Here is a 19,523-nt window from a genome sequence, read left to right on the forward strand (position 1 = left end):
ATAGTAAGCTTTGCGAGGTGACATCCAAAAATGATGAATCCTTTGACTTAATGCGGTTTTATTTAGCGAACGTGCTTCCATTAGCTGATATTCCCGCAAAAGCGTGTGAAAAACACGTTACAATAGCCGGATACTTCGTTTTCGCGAGACAGGAAGAAGAACATGGATATTAATAACAAAGCACGTATTCATTGGGCATGCCGCCGCGGTATGCGTGAGCTGGACATCTCTATCATGCCGTTTTTCGAACATGAATATGACAGCTTAAGTGACGAAGAAAAACGTATCTTTATCCGTCTGCTAGAATGTGACGATCCAGATTTATTTAACTGGTTGATGAATCATGGGAAACCAGCTGATGCTCAGTTGGAGCAGATGGTGCGACTTATCCAGACACGGAATCGGGAACGTGGTCCAGTGGCAATCTGATTTACGCGTTTCGTGGCGTGCGCAGTGGCTTTCGTTGCTTGTTCATGGGCTGGTCGCGGTATTTATTTTATTGATGCCCTGGCCTTTGAGCTACACCCCATTATGGATGGTTCTGCTCTCTCTGGTGGTGTTCGATAGCGTACGCAGCCAACGTAGAATTAACGCCTGTCAGGGCGAGATTAGGCTGTTGATGGACGGTCGTCTGCGCTGGCAAGGGCAGGAGTGGACTATCGTGAGCGCGCCCTGGATGGTCAAAACAGGCATGATGCTGCGTTTGCGTTCAGATACCGGGAAACGTCAGCATTTGTGGCTGGCGGCAGACAGTATGGATGAGGCTGAGTGGCGAGACTTACGGCGGTTAATGCTGCAACAGGCGAAGCAGGGGTAATGCCACCGTATGTCTGATGGCGTGCAGCTTTAAGGCTTAGATTTGATGCGTGAGGTAAGCCGGATAAGGCGTTCACTGCGCCATCCGGCAACACGGTTATCAGGACCAGTGTTCGGCCATTTCCCCAAGAATTTGCTCGCACCAGTTCTGGATGCGTTCATCGCTGAGATCGTACTGGTTCGTTTCATCCAGCGCCAAACCAACAAACAGCTGTCCATCGGCAATGACGGGTTTATCGCTGGTAAATTCATAGCCTTCGGTTGGCCAGTAACCGACAAACTTGACGCCTTTGGTGACCAGTTTATCGTGCAGCATACCCAGCGCATCCAGGAACCATTCGCCATATCCTAACTGATCGCCCATCCCGTAAAGCGCGACAATTTTGCCTTCCAGGTTGAGGTCGTCCAGTTGCTCCCAGACCGCTTCCCAATCCTCCTGAATTTCACCGAAATCCCAGGTCGGGATGCCCAAAATGAGCACATCATACTGCTCCATTAAGGTCGGGGAATCATCTTTGAGGTTGTGCAGTGTCACCAGTTCGGGACCCAGGATATCGCGGATTTTTTCTGCTGCCATTTCGGTGTAGCAGGTACTGGAACCGTAAAAAAGACCCATGTTCATGACGTAAACATCTCAATTCTGCTGTAGCGTTGCGGGTAGTGTAACAGAATCGCCGCAATCCCGGCACAATGAGGCATAATGCATCAAAAATGAGAGTGAATAAGGGGCGCGAGTGGAACAGGATCTGGCGCGCATCGAGCAGTTTCTTGATGCCCTGTGGCTGGAACGAAATCTGGCGGAAAACACATTAAGTGCGTATCGTCGCGATCTGACCATGCTGGTCGAATGGCTGCATCATCGCGGCGTTTCACTGGCGACGGCGCAGAGCGATGATCTTCAGGCATTGCTGGCCGAGCGGATGGATGGGGGATATAAAGCCACCAGTTCCGCTCGCTTGCTCAGTGCCACGCGGCGCTTTTTTCAGCATCTGTACCGCGAAAAATTTCGCGAAGACGATCCCAGCGCCTCGCTTGCATCACCGAAGCTTCCGCAGCGTCTGCCCAAGGATCTCAGTGAAGCGCAGGTAGAGCGGTTGTTGCAGGCACCGCTTATTGAGCAACCGCTGGAGCTACGCGACAAAGCCATGCTGGAAGTATTGTATGCAACGGGCCTACGCGTGTCTGAGCTGGTGGGACTGACGATGAGTGACGTCAGCCTGCGTCAGGGCGTGGTACGGGTGATCGGTAAAGGTAATAAAGAGCGCCTGGTGCCGTTGGGTGAAGAGGCGGTGTACTGGCTGGAAACGTATCTGGAACATGGCCGCCCATGGTTGCTCAACGGCGTATCGATTGATGTGCTGTTTCCCAGCCAGCGGGCGCAACAGATGACCCGTCAGACCTTCTGGCATCGTATTAAACACTATGCTGTGTTGGCGGGAATCGACAGCGAAAAACTGTCACCGCACGTCCTGCGGCATGCTTTTGCCACGCATTTGCTCAATCATGGCGCTGACCTGCGCGTGGTGCAGATGCTACTGGGGCATAGCGATCTCTCAACAACACAAATTTATACTCATGTCGCAACGGAGCGCTTGCGTCAACTACATCAACAGCATCACCCGCGAGCGTGAGTGCTGACAGGATAGGATAGGTTATGAAAAAACGTTTTATGATGTTCACTCTGCTGGCAACGGCGTTTTCCGGCATGGTACATGCAGACGATACGGCGATTCGCCAGTCATTGGCAAAGCTGGGCGTCCAGAGCACAGAGATTCAGTCTGCTCCGGTGGCGGGCATGAAAACCGTACTGACCAATAGCGGCGTGCTGTACGTAACTGAAGACGGTAAACATATTATTCAGGGACCGATGTATGACGTGAGCGGCGCAAGCCCAGTGAATGTCACTAACCAGCTGCTGATGAAGCATTTGAACGCGCTGGAAAAAGAGATGATCGTCTACAAAGCGCCGCAGGAAAAACACGTCATTACCGTTTTCACCGATATCACCTGTGGCTACTGCCACAAGCTGCATGAAGAGATGAAAGACTATAATGCGTTGGGGATCACCGTTCGTTATCTGGCCTTCCCCCGTCAGGGGCTGGAAAGCCAGGCTGAGCAGGACATGAAGTCGATCTGGTGCGCGCAGGATAAAAACAAAGCCTTTGATGATGCGATGGCAGGCAAGGACGTGAAACCAGCGACCTGTGATGTGGACATCGCTAACCACTATGCGCTTGGCGTGCAGTTTGGCGTTACCGGCACGCCGGCGATTGTGCTGAGCAATGGCTATGTCGTGCCGGGCTATCAGGGCCCGAAAGAGATGAAAGAATTCCTCGACGCACATGCAAAACAAACCAGCGGTAAATAATTCGCGTGAAACAAAAGATACAACTTCGTCGGCGTGAAGCCGACGAGACAACCGAGCTGCCTGCCGACCTGCCGCCATTGCTGCGTCGTTTATACGCCAGCCGCGGCGTGAGAACGGCTAACGATCTGGAGCGAAGCTTGAAAGGGATGCTGCACTGGCAGACGCTGACGGGTGTGGAAAAAGCGGTTGAGATGCTGCATGACGCGTTTGAGAAAAACCTGCGCATTATGGTGGTCGGCGATTTTGATGCAGATGGCGCGACCAGCACTGCACTAAGCGTCCTTTCGCTGCGGGCGATGGGCTGTAATACCGTGGAATATCTGGTTCCCAACCGTTTTGAGGACGGCTACGGCTTAAGTCCTGAAGTGGTCGATCAGGCCCATGCACGCGGCGCACAAATGATTATGACGGTGGATAATGGGATCTCCTCCCACGCCGGGGTCGATCATGCGCATGCGCTGGGTATCCGCGTTCTGGTTACCGATCACCATCTGCCGGGGGAAATACTGCCCAATGCCGATGCCATTGTGAACCCAAACCTTGCGGACTGTCCTTTCCCGTCAAAATCGCTGGCGGGAGTGGGGGTGGCGTTCTACCTGATGCTGGTGCTGTGTAATCACCTGAAGAGTAAGGGCTGGTTTGACGCGCGTGGTATCGCGGTACCGAAGATTGTGGAATATCTCGATCTGGTCGCGCTGGGGACAGTGGCGGACGTTGTTCCGCTGGACGCTAACAACCGTATCCTGACCTGGCAGGGCTTGTCCCGTATTCGTGCGGGCGTCTGCCGTCCGGGTATCAAGGCGCTTCTGGAAATCGCCAACCGCGAACCGGCTAAGCTGGTGGCCAGCGATTTAGGTTTTGCGCTCGGGCCACGGCTGAATGCCGCCGGCCGTCTGGATGATATGTCCGTCGGCGTTGCGCTGTTGCTGTGCGACAACATTGGCGAGGCACGCGTGCTGGCCAATGAACTGGACGCGCTCAATCAGACTCGCAAAGAAATTGAGCAGGGCATGCAGGCGGAAGCGCTGACCCTGTGTGAAAAGCTGGAGCGCAGCAGCGAGACGCTGCCGGGCGGCCTTGCGATGTACCATCCTGAGTGGCATCAGGGGGTAGTCGGCATTCTGGCATCGCGCATTAAAGAGCGTTTTCATCGTCCGGTGATTGCGTTTGCTCCTGCCGGCGACGGTACGCTCAAAGGCTCCGGGCGTTCGATTCAGGGGCTGCACATGCGTGATGCGCTGGAGCGCCTGGACACCCTTCATCCTGGCATGATCCTCAAGTTTGGCGGTCACGCCATGGCGGCGGGCTTGTCGCTGGAAGAGGCGCAGTTTGAGCGTTTCCAGCAGCGTTTCGGCGAACTGGTAACCGAGTGGCTGGATCCCGCCTTGCTGCAGGGCGAAGTGGTGTCAGATGGCCCGCTAAGCGCCGCGGAGATGACCATGGAAGTCGCGCAAATGCTGCGTGATGCCGGGCCGTGGGGGCAAATGTTCCCGGAACCGCTGTTTGATGGACATTTCCGTCTCCTTCAGCAGCGTTTGGTGGGGGAGCGTCATCTGAAGGTGATGGTGGAGCCAGTTGGCGGCGGACCTCTGCTGGACGGAATTGCGTTCAACGTTGATACCAGTTGCTGGCCGGACAACGGCGTGCGCGATGTTCAGTTGGCCTATAAACTGGATATTAATGAGTTTCGCGGCAACCGCAGTTTGCAGCTAATAATCGATAATATCTGGCCACTTTAGCGTCACTAATCGCTATAAAAAAGGGCGTGGATTAGTTACAATCCCGCTCTTATAACCGCATTTTGACTAGTCCAATAAAAGAAATCAGACAATGTTTGAAATTAATCCGGTAAATAACCGCATTCAGGACCTCACGGAACGCTCTGACGTTCTTAGGGGGTATCTTTGACTATGATGCCAAGAAAGAGCGTCTGGAAGAAGTAAACGCCGAGCTGGAGCAGCCGGACGTGTGGAACGAACCCGAACGCGCGCAGGCGCTGGGTAAAGAGCGTTCCTCCCTCGAGGCTATCGTCGATACACTCGACCAAATGAGCCAGGGCCTGGAAGATGTCTCCGGCCTGTTGGAACTGGCTGTAGAAGCCGACGACGAAGAAACCTTTAACGAAGCCGTAGCAGAACTCGATACCCTGGAAGATAAGCTGGCGCAGCTGGAATTCCGTCGTATGTTCTCCGGCGAATATGACAGCGCAGATTGCTATCTCGATATTCAGGCTGGCTCCGGTGGTACGGAAGCGCAAGACTGGGCAAGCATGCTGATGCGTATGTATCTGCGTTGGGCTGAAGCACGCGGCTTTAAGACTGAAATTATTGAAGAATCTGAAGGTGAAGTGGCGGGTATTAAATCAGTGACCATCAGAATTGCTGGCGAATATGCGTACGGTTGGCTGCGGACTGAAACCGGCGTACACCGTCTGGTACGTAAGAGCCCGTTCGACTCCGGCGGTCGCCGCCATACGTCGTTCAGCTCGGCGTTTGTCTATCCGGAAGTTGACGATGATATCGATATCGACATCAACCCGGCGGATCTGCGCATTGACGTTTATCGCGCCTCTGGTGCGGGCGGTCAGCACGTTAACCGTACAGAATCGGCGGTACGTATCACCCACATCCCGACCGGGATTGTGACGCAGTGTCAGAACGACCGTTCCCAGCACAAGAACAAAGACCAGGCCATGAAGCAGATGAAAGCGAAGCTTTATGAACTGGAAATGCAGAAGAAGAATGCCGAGAAACAGGCGATGGAAGACAATAAGTCAGATATCGGCTGGGGTAGCCAGATTCGTTCTTATGTCCTTGATGACTCCCGCATTAAAGATCTGCGTACCGGGGTTGAAACCCGTAACACGCAGGCGGTGCTGGATGGCAGCCTGGATCAATTTATCGAAGCAAGTTTGAAAGCAGGGTTATGAGGAACCAACATGTCTGAACAACACGTACAGGGCGCTGACGCGGTAGCCGATCTTAACAATGAACTGAAAACGCGCCGTGAGAAGCTGGCGAGCCTGCGTGAGCAGGGGATCCCGTTCCCGAACGATTTCCGTCGCGATCATACCTCAGACCAACTGCATGCTGACTTCGACGCGAAAGAAAACGAAGAGCTGGAAGCGCTGAACATCGAGGTATCCGTTGCTGGCCGTATGATGACCCGCCGTATTATGGGTAAAGCCTCATTCGTTACGCTGCAGGATGTTGGCGGCCGTATTCAGCTGTACGTTGCTCGTGACGATCTGCCGGAAGGCGTTTACAACGAGCAGTTCAAAAAATGGGATCTGGGCGATATCCTTGGCGCGAAAGGTAAGTTGTTCAAGACCAAGACCGGTGAGCTGTCCATTCATTGCACCGAGCTGCGTCTGCTGACGAAAGCGCTGCGGCCGCTACCGGATAAATTCCACGGGCTGCAGGACCAGGAAGCGCGTTATCGTCAGCGCTATCTGGATCTCATCTCTAACGATGAATCCCGCAATACCTTTAAAGTGCGTTCACAAATTATGGCTGGCATCCGTCAGTTCATGGTGGGTCGCGGCTTTATGGAAGTGGAAACCCCGATGATGCAGGTGATTCCTGGCGGTGCCGCTGCGCGTCCGTTCATCACCCATCATAACGCGCTGGATCTGGATATGTACCTGCGTATCGCGCCGGAACTGTACCTCAAGCGTCTGGTGGTTGGCGGCTTCGAACGCGTGTTCGAAATTAACCGTAATTTCCGTAACGAAGGCATCTCAGTTCGTCATAACCCAGAGTTCACCATGATGGAACTCTACATGGCGTATGCAGACTACAAAGATCTGATCGAACTGACCGAATCACTGTTCCGTACGCTGGCGCAGAACGTTCTGGGCACCACCGAAGTGCCTTACGGCGAAGAAGTCTTCGACTTCGGTAAGCCGTTCGAAAAACTGACCATGCGCGAAGCGATTCAGAAATATCGTCCGGAAACCAACATGGCCGATCTGGATAACTTCGACTCTGCTAAAGCGATCGCTGAATCTATCGGCATCAAAGTTGAGAAGAGCTGGGGTCTGGGCCGTATCGTGACCGAGATCTTCGAAGAAGTCGCGGAAGCGCATCTGATTCAACCGACCTTCATTACCGAGTACCCGGCAGAAGTTTCTCCGCTGGCGCGCCGTAATGACGTAAACCCTGAAATCACCGATCGCTTCGAATTCTTCATCGGCGGTCGTGAAATCGGTAACGGTTTCAGCGAGCTGAACGATGCAGAAGATCAGGCGCAGCGTTTCCAGGATCAGGTTAACGCCAAAGATGCAGGTGATGACGAAGCGATGTTCTACGATGAAGACTACGTTACCGCTCTGGAACACGGTCTGCCGCCGACTGCGGGTCTGGGTATTGGTATCGACCGTATGGTTATGCTGTTCACCAACAGCCACACCATCCGCGACGTGATCCTGTTCCCGGCGATGCGCCCGGTTAAGTAAGATGTGAAATGCCGGATGGCGGCTGATGCCTTATCCGGCCTACGATTCGTTATGTAGGCCAGCTAAGCATAGCGCCATCAGGCAATTAATTCCCGTTGGCAAACTTGCGCAGTAATCCTCGCGCCTTACCGTTTGAAACCTGCATTACCATCCACGGGCTAAACGCCCACGGCGTTGCGTCAATCCCGCTCAACACATCCTCAAGATCGCTCCACTGGTAATCCATCACTTCATCTGCGTTTAGCTGGAGCGGACTCACGATATGTGCGGCGTACACCGGACACACCTCGTTTTCCATAATTCCGCTCGGGTCCGTGGCACAATAACGAAAATCAGCATACACGGAGCTGAGCGAGTCAATGTCTGTACCCAGTTCGAACCGAGCGCGACGGACAATAGCGGCTTCGGTGGATTCTCCCGATTGGGGATGACCGCAGACAGAGTTGGTCCAGACGCCTGGCCATGCTTTTTTGTGCAGTGAACGGCGCGTCACCAGCAGTTGTCCCTGGTCGTTAAATATCCAGCAGGAAAACGCAGCGTGCAGAGGCGTTGTAGCGGTATGCGCCGCATACTTTTCCAGCGTCCCGCAGGGCTGACCCTGCTCATTTAATAAAATGACATGTTCCTGTCGCATAGCGTCCACCATCAATCTTAAGCACCCACATTATATGCTTAATTAAGACAGTTTGATTAACCGTGGGTGTGAAATGCAGCGTCGAGGGGTCGTTACGCGATATGATTTGGCATCCGGTTTCTGGCTGCTATGATAAAGCGTCTGAAAATGTTGCGAGGTATTGTTTTGAGTGCAGGACGCCTGAAGAAAAATGGCCTGAGTGTCGCGATGCTGCTGTGTGTCGGTCTGCTGCTATCTGGCTGTTCCGGGAGTAAGTCGTCTGACGCAGGAAGTTATTCCGGCTCCGTGTATACCGTGAAGCGGGGAGATACGCTATATCGTATTTCACGCGCCACCGGAACCAGCGTGAAAGAGCTCGCTCGCCTGAATAACATTTCCCCACCCTATACCATTGAAGTGGGGCAAAAGCTAAAGGTCAGCGGCGGTGCGAAATCCACTTCTTCCTCTGGTAAAACAAGCTCGAAATCCTCTACCAAAACGGCGACAGTCAGACCGTCTTCTTCCGTGCCTCAGTCGTCCTGGCCGCCGGTAGGACAACGCTGCTGGCAATGGCCTGCCAGCGGTAAGGTGATCCTGCCTTACTCCACGGCGGACGGTGGTAACAAGGGTATTGATATCTCAGCTGCGCGCGGTACGCCGATTTACGCGGCTGGAGCGGGGAAGGTGGTCTATGTCGGCAATCAACTGCGGGGTTATGGCAACCTCATCATGATTAAGCACAGTGAGGATTACATCACTGCCTATGCGCATAATGACACCATGCTGGTGAACAACGGTCAAAACGTGAAAGCCGGGCAGAAGATCGCCACGATGGGCAGCACGGATGCGACGACGGTGCGTCTGCATTTCCAGATCCGTTATCGCGCAACGGCTATCGATCCACTGCGCTATTTACCCCCACAGGGTAGTAAGCCCAAATGCTGACGGTGAATTAATCGCCAGTCAGTCGGTTAGTCCCTTGCCAAGAAGAGCGTAAGGTTTATAATCCCTTACGCACTTCAATGCGGGCGTAGTTCAATGGTAGAACGAGAGCTTCCCAAGCTCTATACGAGGGTTCGATTCCCTTCGCCCGCTCCATAACCCTGCTTTCATTACCTGGTTCATTGAATCCCTTGAAGTCGTGGCGTAACGCCTCCTGACAGTAGCTGACTGTAACCTACTGTGTAACCCTTATGGGCTTACAAGCATGATTCAAAGCAATACTATTCACTCGACAAATGTTTATCTTTACCAGCGAAACGGTATCTATTGAGGGCCTTGATCCCAAGGCATCGCCACGTAAAGCGGCAGTTGCTCGTAAAGCCAGCTATCAACGGTGCTAAGGATGTAGAGGTGTAAATTTTGCTCCAGATATTAAAACAAGCTTTAATAAATTAAATGTTAATGGTGATGAAATGAATATTAAAATTGCTTTTATTGTAACATCTTTGTTTGCATTATCAGGATGTAACATGAACCCTTCGATGTATACGGCTAACGCTAATAAATCAGAGGGGACTGTTACTATGGCCTACCATTACACTTCATCCACTCCAATGTGGTGGAGCCCAGCATTTGGTGAGGAGGCCCAGAATCGCGCCACCGTAATATGCCAAGGGTGGGAATTTGACTCGGCAAGACCTTTAGATGATAGCTCATATATGAATAGTGGTGGGGCAATTGAAGGGATAGATTCTGTAACATATCAGTGTATTAAGAACAAAAAGGGTACCGAATAGTCTCTGAATTAATTGTCATCCCTAAAGCGGTTACATTTCCCCAAAAAAACACTGAGTTTTATCCAACTACCCCCTTGAGATTAAAGGACGAGGGGGCCAGAACGTTAAAGCCTATTGTTCTGTGGTCACCCTGAAGAATACTTCCTGCCCTCCGTCCGCGTATGACCAAGAGGTGGTCCTAATGACAGCCTTTCTTTGAGCCTTATTATCAAAGGGTTATTGGTCGGTCATCTTCAATACTTCTATTCACTTCACTCAGGGTTCGTTGCAGTAAAACCGTATCCAGCCAGCGACCATGCTTGAAGCCAACGTCTTTCAGCGTGCCTATTTCTGTAAATCCGACCTGCTGATGGACTTTAAGCGATCCCTGATTATTGCTGTCGCCGACCATGGCAATTAACTGTCGATAGCCGTGCGTTTCGGCCCAGTCAATTACATGGCGCAGTAGCGCTTTTCCCGCTCCCTGACGCTGCGCCGCCGGGTCAATGTAAATTGAATCTTCGAGGGTATAGCGGTAGGCATAACGTTCGCGGTAGCGAGTGAGATAACAATATCCTATGACCCTGTCTTCCTGCAGAGCGACAATCCACGGCAACCCCAGACTATGAATTTTTTCCAGCCGAGCCAGCATTTCGTGGGTATCCGGTGGGTCAGTTTCAAAGCTGCCTGTACCGTGAATAACGTGGTGTGCATAGATATCGCGTATGGCGGGGATGTGTTTTTCTTCTGCATTAACGATTTTCATCGACCAACTCCTGGTGGCATCTTTTTTCAGATTACCTGAAAGTCTGAAAGGAAGGTAAGCGCAAAAAGTTATGCTTCAATCAGGAGCTCACAATGAAATTAAGCTTGTTAATAGTAAGGGTAAAAATAATTGTGGTTAATGCTGTCAATAGCAAGTCAGGGTGATAAATAGAGAAGCTGATAAATTTTCAGGCCAATATGACCGGATGAAAAAATACTATCATTCAATTGTGAATTAATAAACCACTTTGATTTCATGGTATTATCACTGTGCCTAATGTTTATCGTGGCTGTACCTTTAATTTGACTTCATCAATGCTGCCTGTAAATTAAAATTACGTTGTCGAGTTTGTCTCATTATTTTTATAGTGATAAGAGTGGTTGCTATCAGAACTTTCTCTATTCATACCAAATAGTTACTGTGCAAACAGTTACGGAGTGTAGCTATGTTACCCAACAATAGTTTGCATCGTCACATGGCTTCGTCACGGAAAATTAATCTAAATCCAGAATGCAATCCCAAGAGTATTAGGATAATTTAGTTTAAAATACTTTTTTTGCCTAAGCATTATCTTATTACATAGCCATGAACTACGTTGAGTGATAAAATTCTCGAGTTTATGCCTCCTTTCCAAGGATTAGAGGGCGAGGCAAAGGTAGTCAATAAGACGAAAGAATTAATTGCTTCATAACCCTATTACGAAATAAGCGGCAGTGCGTCTTACATGGTCGGCAACCGTCAGGGATTGACTGTAACTTATTGAAAACGCTTATTTTTACTCTGATGTAAGATATAAGGGCAGATATGTTAAGTATGCGTCGACATGCCAACTTCATTAAACGTTTTAAGTCTGTAAGCTGTTTATTTACGGCAAGCATTCTTTTCCCGATGCCAATCTCTGCGGCGGTATCAGATTATGATGCTTTAGTTATTGAAGCACGGGGAGGTAATAGTGCACCGCTATTACGTTTCCTTGAGGATCAGGGAAAGAAAAGCGCACTAACGCCCAATCAGGTTGCCGACTGGCTGCAAGTTTCCAGTTGGGTCGATAACAACGATAAAACCACAATTGAAATCTGGCAGCAGTATCGTGGACAGATGAATATACCTGCCCGGGGCAAAGTCGCCGCTGCACGAGCGTATCGCAATCAGAAGAACTGGAATGATTCTTTAGCCGTCTGGGAAAGTGTTTTACAGGAAGAGCCTGATAACGTTGATGTTCGTACCGGCTGGATAATGACGTTGGCGGATGCTCGCTACAATCAGCAAGCCCTTACTGAAGCGAATAAATGGGCGCAGGCACATCCCGGGGCTGATTCTGATGCGCTACTTGCCTATGTCTACCATTCGCAGGGAAAAAACTGGGATGCATTGTTAGTCGCCAGCCAGGCGGATGACGTCGATCCGGGCAACAAAAATGCAAAATCCACATTGCTGTCTGCGCTGTCAGCAAACCGCGTTTCCGGGCCCGCCTTAAATATGGCAGAGGTGGTACCAACGGCAGACCCGGTGAAGCGTCGCCTTGAGCTTGATGCCGCAGCAGAAATGGTACGTTCCTCCTATACGTCCGCACGTAATGAAGAAGAACGGTTTATCGTGGCCGATAAAGCGCTGGCCCGTTATGACCAGTTGCTGGCTGCCTGGAAGGATGAACCGTCCGCGCAGAATGATGTCCGTCGGGCCAGAATTGACCGCATGGGCGCCTTGTTGGTGCGTAAGCGTACTGCCGAAGTTGTTCAGGAATATGATTCGCTGTCCGCAAGCGGTGAAGTGCCAAACTATGCTAAACGCTGGGTGGCATCAGCATGGTTGAGCGAACGCCAGCCGGAAAAAACCGAAGCGATGCTAACGAGCATCTATTATCCGAACGGACCGATTCCGGTTACGCCGCTCGGTCCTGAGGATCAACAGGATCTGTTCTACGCGCATATCGATAATGAAAACTTTGATGCGGCGAAAAAGCAGGTCGATGCGTTAATCAAAGACAGCCCGTACCTGCGACGCATCTATGGTTCGCCAACGCCGCAGCCTAACGATAACTGGCTGCTCGGACAGTCGCTGCTGACGCAATATCATATCGCAGCCAATGAACTGCCGGAGGCAGAAAAACTCGCTGAGCATCTGGCACGCACAGGCTCAGGTAACCAAGGGCTGCGCATATCCTATGCTTCTGTTCTTGAAGCCCGTGGACTGCCGCATGCGGCGGAGAAAGAGCTGAAGCTGGCGGAAGTGATTGAGCCAAGCAACCTGGAACTGGAGCGTCAGCAGGCTTATGTGGCGCTGGATCTCCAGGAGTGGAAGCAGGCCGATGAACTGACGGATGACGTTATTGCTCGCAGCCCGGATGATGAAGCGACGCTGCGCCTCGCGCGTATTCGTGATGTGCATAAAATGTCGGAAGTACGTATTAGCGGCACGCAGGGGATCTCGTCCGATAGTCCGGTCAGCGGTAAGAATGATTTCAACATCAACACGGCGATTTACAGCCCGCCAATTGACGACAACTGGCGACTGTTTACCGGATTCAACTTCGCTACCGGTGAATTTGAGGAAGGGAAGGGCATCAGCCGCGATCTGGCGGCGGGTGCAGAATGGACTTCCCGTGATTACTGGGCCGAAATGGAAGTGTCTGGCCGAAATTATGGTGATGGTCAGAAGATTGGTGGGCGTCTATCTGGCTGGCATGACTTCAATGACAACTGGCGCGTTGGCGGTTCGGCCGAGCGTCTTTCGCGCAACACGCCACTGCGCGCGCTGCGTAGCGGCGTGTATGCCAACGGCGGCGATATGTTTGTCCGCTGGTATCAAAACGAACGACGTGAATATCAACTGTCGTTTGCCGCATCACATTTCTCGGACGGTAACGATCGCATCGAATACGGGCTGAGCGGAAAAGAGCGCATGTGGACTACACCGCGCTTCACGCTGGACTTTACGCCGGGCATTGGCGGGAGCACCAACACCAAAGAAAATGTGCCGTATTACAACCCGAAGAGTGATTTTTCGGTTGTCCCTGGCCTGAGCGCGGAGCAGGTTCTTTACCGCCACTATGACACAGTGTGGACCCAGCAAGGCATAGCCGGAGTCGGCGGTTACTGGCAGCAAGGTGAAGACGCAGGCGCTATCGTCCAGGTGGGATACGGACAACGGCTGAAATGGAACAACGTCGTAGATGGCGGGGTGATGCTGGTTTGGGATAAACGCCCCTACGACGGTAAACGTGAGCGGAATATCTCCCTCGCTTTCGATTTAAATGTCAGGTTTTAAGGATTGTTCATGCTGAAAAGATGCCTGTGGCTTAGCGCATTAATCGCTGGCTGGTTGATGATTACCGCGTGCAGCAGCGCGCATAATACAACGCCTCGCTATGTTCCTCCCGCAGAGAGAACGCCGCTGACGGCGGATCATCCGTGGCCGAAGAATAGCTTTCTGGTGCTCGGCTACCATGATGTTGAGGATGGCGCCGCCGACCAGCGCTACCTCTCCGTGCGCACCAGCGCGTTGAGCGACCAGATGGCCTGGCTGCGTGATAATGGCTATAACCCGATCAGCGTGCAGCAAATTCTGGACGCCCATGACGGTAAAATTGTGTTGCCGGAAAAAGCGGTCTTACTCACCTTTGACGACGGATACAGCAGTTTTTATACCCGTGTCTGGCCGCTGCTGAAAGCCTACAACTGGCCTGCGCTCTGGGCGCCAGTGGGCAGTTGGGTTGATTCTCCAGCCAATAAAAAAGTCGATTTTGGCGGCTTGATGACGGCGCGAGATAAATTTGCCACCTGGAAGATGGTCGAGGAAATGGGCAAATCGCCGTTGGTGGAAGTGGGCGCGCACACCTGGAACTCGCATTTCGGTGCTGAGGCGAACCCGCAGGGAAGTAAAGAACCTGCGGTGGCGAACCGCCTTTTCGATAAGAAAACCGGGACTTACGAAACCGACGAACAGTACAATCGTCGCATTAATACTGATATCTCGCTGATTACCAATAAGATTAAATCGGTAACCGGGAAATCGCCGCGCGCGTGGGTATGGCCTTACGGTGCGGCTAACGGCACGACGTTAAACCTGGCCAAAGAGCATGGCTATAAGATGGCCTTTACGCTCAACGAAGGGCTGGCGAACGCCGCGTTTCTGGATGATATCCCGCGCGTACTGATCTCTGATAATCCGTCCCTCAAGCGCTTTGCCAGCCAGGTCGCTCAGGTACGTGAACCGCAAACGATGCGCGTCATGCACGTCGATCTGGATTACGTGTATGACAAAGATCCTGCCCAGCAGAAGCGAAACATCGACAAGCTGATCCAGCGCGTTTATGACATGCGCATTTCTCATGTCTTCCTGCAGGCGTACGCCGATCCTAAAGGCGACGGGAATATTCGCGAACTCTATTTCCCTAACCGTTGGCTGCCGATGCGTGCCGATCTGTTTAACTATATCTCCTGGCAGTTACAAACGCGGGCCGGGGTGACGGTGTATGCCTGGATGCCGGTACTGGCTTTCGACCTCGACGCGTCCATTCCACGCGTGACGGCATGGGATCCGAAAACAGGACGCACTGCGATCAACCGCGAGAATTATGTGCGTCTGTCTCCCTGGGACAGCGAAGCGCGTAAACGCATTACTGATATCTATGAAGATCTGGCAAAGCACGCCAGTTTCAAAGGGATTTTGTTCCACGACGATGCTTTCCTGACGGACTTTGAAGATGCGTCACCGGAGGCGTTAGCCGCCTACCGCGCCGCAGGTCTTCCGGGAAGTATTGAGCAAATCCGTAGCAACCCTCAGACCTTCGAGCGCTGGACGCGCTTGAAAAGTAAGATGTTGATCGACTTTACTAAGCAGCTGACGCAATCGGTACGCAATATTCGCGGTCCACAGGTAAAAACCGCGCGTAATATTTACGCCTTACCAGTGCTGGAGCCTGAAAGTGAAGCCTGGTTTGCACAAAACCTGAATGATTTCCTCAATACCTATGACTGGACGGCGCCGATGGCGATGCCATTCATGGAACAGATCCCGGCTAATGATGCCAACGCCTGGCTCGACAGATTAGTGAATGCCGTTGCACAAACGCCCGGCGCGCTGGACAAAACCGTGTTTGAACTGCAGGCACGAGACTGGCGCAAATCCGGGGACGAAGCAGAAATCAGTGGAAAACAAATAGCTGAATGGATGCGCCAGCTGAAACTTAGTGGTGCAGGTAACTACGGCTATTATCCGGATGATTTCATCAGCGACAAACCTGAGATGTCAGAGATTCGCTCGACGTTCTCCTCATACTGGTACCCGCAAAAATGACCGATCGCATTATTGCTTTCCTGATACTTTGCCTGATGTTCAGCCTACCTTTTGGCGTGGCTGTCATCTTTACAGGTGAAGTCATGTTGAACTTCGTCTTCTTCTGGCCTTTATTCATGTCTGCATTATGGATAAGCGGCGGGGTCTATTTCTGGTTTTATCGTGAGCGTCACTGGAAATGGGGAGACGATACACCGCCACCGACGCTGGAGGGAAATCCGCTGGTTTCCATTCTGATCCCCTGTTTTAACGAAGGGATTAACGCGCGTGAAACCATTGAGGCTGCACTGGCACAGCGATATAAGAATATCGAAGTGATTGCCATCAACGATGGTTCGACGGATGACACGCACGACGTACTGGAACAACTGGCAGTGGAATACCCCAGCCTGCGCGTCATTCATCTGGCTGAAAACCAGGGTAAAGCACTGGCGCTCAAGACCGGTGCGGCCGCAGCGCGCAGTGATTACCTGGTGTGCATTGATGGCGATGCGTTACTGGATCGCGATGCCGTGGCGTATCTGGTGGCGCCGCTGATCCAGTTCCCGCGCGTTGGTGCGGTGACGGGGAACCCGCGTATTCGAACCCGCTCTACGTTAATCGGTCGTGTGCAGGTCGGTGAGTTCTCTTCCATTATCGGCTTGATTAAGCGCACTCAGCGAGTCTATGGGCAGATCTTTACCGTTTCCGGCGTCGTTGCGGCGTTTCGTCGTCGCGCACTGGCCGAGGTCGGTTACTGGAGCCCGGACATGATCACCGAAGATATCGATATCAGTTGGAAGCTGCAGTTGCGCCACTGGTCGGTATTCTTTGAGCCGCGCGCGCTGTGCTGGATCCTGATGCCTGAAACGTTAAAAGGGCTGTGGAAGCAGCGCCTGCGCTGGGCGCAAGGTGGGGCGGAGGTATTTATCGTTAACATGCGTCGTCTGTGGTCGTGGGAGTTCCGCCGCATGTGGCCGCTGTTTTTCGAATTCTGTTTTTCTACCGCCTGGTCGTTTGCCTATGCGATCAGTATCGTACTGTTCCTGCTGGGACTGATGATTCCGATGCCGGACTCGTTGTATGTACAACATCTGTTCCCGCCAGCCTTTACCGGACTTATTCTCGGTGTGGTCTGCTTAATACAGTTTGCAGTGAGCCTGATGATTGAACGACGCTATGAAAAAGGCATTGGCGCCTCGTTGTTCTGGATTATCTGGTTCCCGGTGGTGTACTGGATGCTAAGCCTGTTCACTACGCTGGTGGCTTTCCCGAAAGTGATGCTTAAACGCAAACGCGGCAGGGCGCGCTGGGTGAGTCCTGATCGTGGAATTGGGAGGATCGAATCATGAGCCAGCCACTGATCTTTACGGAACGGCGTTTACTGCCGCGCATCATCGACGTGCTGTTGACGGTCATCGCCTGGGTTGGTTTTTTATACCTGATCTATAAAGGGCTAATCACGGCCCTGGCGCATTCACCGTATATGGGCGTGCGTCCCTTTTTCACCACGCTGGATACGGTCACGTTTTATATCCTTGTCGCGCTGGTCAACGGACTGGTGCTGATCGGCTGGGCGAAATACAACCAGTTTCGCTTTCGGGTGGAGCGTCGCAGCCGTAGACCAGGACTGGAACACCATGAGCTGGCAGAAAGTTTACGCATTACCCGTGAACTGGTTACGGAGTTGAACAAAGCGAGGGTGCTGACGGTCCATCATCATGAGAATGGCGAAATCAGTCATATCGATGTGGACAAGCACATCGCCGATAACCGCCTGCCGCCGCCGACGCCTGCAATGCTGGAATATTTGCCGCCGGAGCGGGAGCCATCGTTACAGAAAGGGACTGAGTGATATTTCTGCTACCCGCCACTTCCTTCAGACTCGCATCGGTCTATGATTAGACTCAGACAATAAAAAATGCGAGGCAATGTCGTGGAAAAGGAACTACTTGATGCAGGCTACCGGGCCTATACCGGCGAGAAGATTGACGTCTACTTCAATACGGCGATATGTCAGCATTCAGGGAATTGCGTGCGGGGAAGCGCGAAGCTTTTCAATCTGAAACGCAAACCCTGGATAATCCCCGATGAAGTGGATGTCGCGACGGTGATTAAGGTCATCGATACCTGTCCAAGCGGTGCGCTGAAATATCGCCAGAAATAAGTGAGGGAATCATGGAAATTCTTGCAGGCCACAACAAATTTTATGTCAACGATGCCGAAGGCAATCAGGTTGCCGAGATTGTCTTTGTGCCGACGGGCGAGCATCTGAGCATCATTGAACATACCGATGTTGACCCCAGTCTGAAAGGTCAGGGTGTCGGCAAACAACTAGTGGCGAAGGTAGTGGAGAAAATGCGCGCTGAAAACCGCAAAGTTATTCCGCTGTGCCCGTTTGCCAAACATGAATTTGATAAAACCCGCGAGTACGACGATATTCGCGCCTGACGTCTGATTTTCGCCGGATAGACTTATCCGGCATATCACTCCCGATGCAGCAAATCCTGATAAATGCCCGTCAGTACCCCTTGCGGGCCAAACTCTTTTTTAATCCACTGGGTTACTCGACCGGTTGCCGAATGCTGGGTCGCCAGCAGCATCCGTGAATCCTGACGTGGGTTGTGGATCTGTCGCGTGACCAGCAGCGACTTTTCCATCGCTTCGCGCACCATATAGTCCGGTAAAAAACCGATGCCTTCGCCCAGAATTTGGCACTGACATTTGGTATTAAAATCGGGAACCAGAATCGACTCCTGACCGTGTAACAGCCACCCGACCTTTTTGTTAATGGTGTGGGCGGTGTCTTCCACCATAATGTTCGGATACAAACGCAGCTGGCTCTCAGAAATCGGTTCAGGCATGAAAGCCAAGGGATGATCCGGGGCAATGGCAAACGACCAGCGAATAGCGCCGATCTCGGTATAATCAATCCCGCCGCCGTCCAGTAACGTATCGGGTGCGCCAATGGCAATATTGGCAAGGTTGTTGATGATCGAATCCCAGACGCCGTTATACACCTCGGTGGTGACGGTTATCTGGCAGGTAGGGAACTGTTTCTTGAGTACCTGCAGCAGTCGTGCCGTATGCTGTGGGGTGTACAACAACTGGTTAATACAGATGCGCACCCGGGCTTCAATGCCCTGAGCGATGGTATCAATGCTGCGCTTAATCGCGTGGAAATCGTTGAGCAGGTCGGTGGCCTTGCGAAACAGATAGCGGCCAGATTCAGTCAACTCAATGCTACGGGTGCTACGCGTAAACAGCACCACATCAAGCCCCACCTCCATGCGTTTAATGGTATAGCTAATTGCTGATGTGGTTAAGCCTAGCTCCTCCGCAGCTTTGCTGAAGCTGCTGTAGCGGGCAGCCATAGTAAATGCCAGCAGATTTTCCTCGGTAAAAATGGAATTCATCTTTTCTCCCTTCAGGCAACCAACACGCCCCGCCACATAATGATTGTTGAATGTATTTGTAATCCTTATACAGAGCAATCAGTTTTGAACAGA

The 19,523-nt window shown here is 52.0% G+C and carries 19 protein-coding genes and 1 tRNA gene; 16 read left to right on the plus strand and 4 right to left on the minus strand.

The window, feature by feature from the left end:
* Window positions 1–162: 162 nt before the first annotated feature.
* Window positions 163–429, plus strand: coding sequence for an FAD assembly factor SdhE (sdhE, locus tag FDX04_RS03185; protein WP_016154349.1), 267 nt, complete (start codon window positions 163–165; stop codon window positions 427–429).
* Complete coding sequence (locus tag FDX04_RS03190) at window positions 410–817, plus strand: protein YgfX (RefSeq protein ID WP_038633481.1); 408 nt, start codon at window positions 410–412, stop codon at window positions 815–817. The genes sdhE and FDX04_RS03190 overlap by 20 nt, the downstream gene beginning before the upstream one ends.
* A 99-nt stretch (window positions 818–916) precedes the next feature.
* On the opposite strand, the gene fldB is transcribed toward FDX04_RS03190, so the two are convergent.
* Entirely contained in the window at window positions 917–1,438 is a 522-nt protein-coding gene (gene fldB / locus FDX04_RS03195; protein ID WP_038633478.1) for a flavodoxin FldB, read from the minus strand.
* A gap of 112 nt (window positions 1,439–1,550) precedes the next feature.
* Here fldB and xerD point away from each other — a divergent pair, with 112 nt between their 5' ends.
* The 5 genes from xerD (at window position 1,551) to lysS (ending at window position 7,640) form a co-directional block, all read left to right on the plus strand.
* Window positions 1,551–2,447 carry a site-specific tyrosine recombinase XerD gene (gene xerD / locus FDX04_RS03200; RefSeq protein WP_038633475.1) on the plus strand — a complete coding sequence of 299 codons (897 nt, stop codon included), beginning with the start codon at window positions 1,551–1,553 and terminating at the stop codon, window positions 2,445–2,447.
* Between the two features lie 23 nt (window positions 2,448–2,470).
* Window positions 2,471–3,184, plus strand: a complete 714-nt coding sequence (dsbC, locus tag FDX04_RS03205) for a bifunctional protein-disulfide isomerase/oxidoreductase DsbC (protein ID WP_137370431.1) — start codon at window positions 2,471–2,473, stop codon at window positions 3,182–3,184.
* A gap of 5 nt (window positions 3,185–3,189) precedes the next feature.
* On the plus strand, window positions 3,190–4,923 hold the full coding sequence (gene recJ / locus FDX04_RS03210; RefSeq protein ID WP_137370432.1) for a single-stranded-DNA-specific exonuclease RecJ: 1,734 nt from the start codon (window positions 3,190–3,192) through the stop codon (window positions 4,921–4,923).
* 91 nt (window positions 4,924–5,014) lie between these two features.
* A protein-coding gene (gene prfB, locus FDX04_RS03215; RefSeq protein WP_100194817.1) for a peptide chain release factor 2 occupies window positions 5,015–6,113 on the plus strand; the annotation gives its coding sequence in 2 pieces (ribosomal slippage) (window positions 5,015–5,089 and window positions 5,091–6,113; 1,098 coding nt in all).
* A gap of 9 nt (window positions 6,114–6,122) precedes the next feature.
* On the plus strand, window positions 6,123–7,640 hold the full coding sequence (gene lysS / locus FDX04_RS03220; RefSeq protein WP_006686909.1) for a lysine--tRNA ligase: 1,518 nt from the start codon (window positions 6,123–6,125) through the stop codon (window positions 7,638–7,640).
* An 85-nt stretch (window positions 7,641–7,725) separates the two neighbouring features.
* Here lysS and idi read toward each other — a convergent pair whose 3' ends face one another.
* Window positions 7,726–8,274: an isopentenyl-diphosphate Delta-isomerase gene (idi, locus tag FDX04_RS03225; RefSeq protein WP_137370433.1), complete on the minus strand. Its 549-nt coding sequence runs from the start codon at window positions 8,272–8,274 to the stop codon at window positions 7,726–7,728.
* A 165-nt stretch (window positions 8,275–8,439) separates the two neighbouring features.
* Between idi and actS the strand changes: the two genes are divergently transcribed.
* The 3 genes from actS to FDX04_RS03240 all read left to right on the plus strand — a co-directional run bounded on the left by actS (window position 8,440) and on the right by FDX04_RS03240 (window position 9,992).
* Complete coding sequence (gene actS, locus FDX04_RS03230) at window positions 8,440–9,198, plus strand: amidase activator ActS (RefSeq protein ID WP_137361291.1); 759 nt, start codon at window positions 8,440–8,442, stop codon at window positions 9,196–9,198.
* Window positions 9,199–9,277: 79 nt separating this feature from the next.
* Window positions 9,278–9,351: transfer RNA gene (locus tag FDX04_RS03235), tRNA-Gly, on the plus strand.
* A 317-nt stretch (window positions 9,352–9,668) separates the two neighbouring features.
* A complete protein-coding gene (locus tag FDX04_RS03240; RefSeq protein ID WP_137361290.1) occupies window positions 9,669–9,992 on the plus strand; it encodes a hypothetical protein in 324 nt (107 codons plus the stop codon).
* Between the two features lie 208 nt (window positions 9,993–10,200).
* Here FDX04_RS03240 and FDX04_RS03245 read toward each other — a convergent pair whose 3' ends face one another.
* Window positions 10,201–10,737, minus strand: coding sequence for a GNAT family N-acetyltransferase (locus tag FDX04_RS03245; protein WP_137361289.1), 537 nt, complete (start codon window positions 10,735–10,737; stop codon window positions 10,201–10,203).
* Window positions 10,738–11,541: 804 nt separating this feature from the next.
* On the opposite strand from FDX04_RS03245, the gene pgaA reads away from it, so the two are divergent.
* From pgaA to FDX04_RS03275, 6 genes are all read left to right on the plus strand, one after another.
* Entirely contained in the window at window positions 11,542–14,004 is a 2,463-nt protein-coding gene (gene pgaA, locus FDX04_RS03250; RefSeq protein ID WP_137370434.1) for a poly-beta-1,6 N-acetyl-D-glucosamine export porin PgaA, read from the plus strand.
* 9 nt (window positions 14,005–14,013) lie between these two features.
* Window positions 14,014–16,035, plus strand: a complete 2,022-nt coding sequence (gene pgaB / locus FDX04_RS03255) for a poly-beta-1,6-N-acetyl-D-glucosamine N-deacetylase PgaB (protein WP_137361287.1) — start codon at window positions 14,014–14,016, stop codon at window positions 16,033–16,035.
* Entirely contained in the window at window positions 16,032–17,366 is a 1,335-nt protein-coding gene (gene pgaC / locus FDX04_RS03260) for a poly-beta-1,6-N-acetyl-D-glucosamine synthase (RefSeq protein WP_061382400.1), read from the plus strand. The genes pgaB and pgaC overlap by 4 nt, the downstream gene beginning before the upstream one ends.
* Entirely contained in the window at window positions 17,363–17,869 is a 507-nt protein-coding gene (gene pgaD / locus FDX04_RS03265) for a poly-beta-1,6-N-acetyl-D-glucosamine biosynthesis protein PgaD (RefSeq protein WP_042310833.1), read from the plus strand. The genes pgaC and pgaD overlap by 4 nt, the downstream gene beginning before the upstream one ends.
* 81 nt (window positions 17,870–17,950) lie before the next feature.
* Window positions 17,951–18,181, plus strand: a complete 231-nt coding sequence (yjdI, locus tag FDX04_RS03270; protein WP_032940569.1) for a 4Fe-4S mono-cluster protein YjdI — start codon at window positions 17,951–17,953, stop codon at window positions 18,179–18,181.
* Between the two features lie 11 nt (window positions 18,182–18,192).
* Window positions 18,193–18,465, plus strand: a complete 273-nt coding sequence (locus FDX04_RS03275) for a GNAT family N-acetyltransferase (protein ID WP_003033869.1) — start codon at window positions 18,193–18,195, stop codon at window positions 18,463–18,465.
* A 35-nt stretch (window positions 18,466–18,500) separates the two neighbouring features.
* Here the strand turns inward: FDX04_RS03275 and FDX04_RS03280 are convergent, their stop codons facing one another.
* Window positions 18,501–19,430, minus strand: a complete 930-nt coding sequence (locus tag FDX04_RS03280; RefSeq protein WP_046276120.1) for a LysR substrate-binding domain-containing protein — start codon at window positions 19,428–19,430, stop codon at window positions 18,501–18,503.
* Window positions 19,431–19,523: the final 93 nt, after the last annotated feature.

It is taken from the genome of Citrobacter sp. wls615 (assembly GCF_005281355.1).
GTDB lineage: Bacteria > Pseudomonadota > Gammaproteobacteria > Enterobacterales > Enterobacteriaceae > Citrobacter > Citrobacter werkmanii.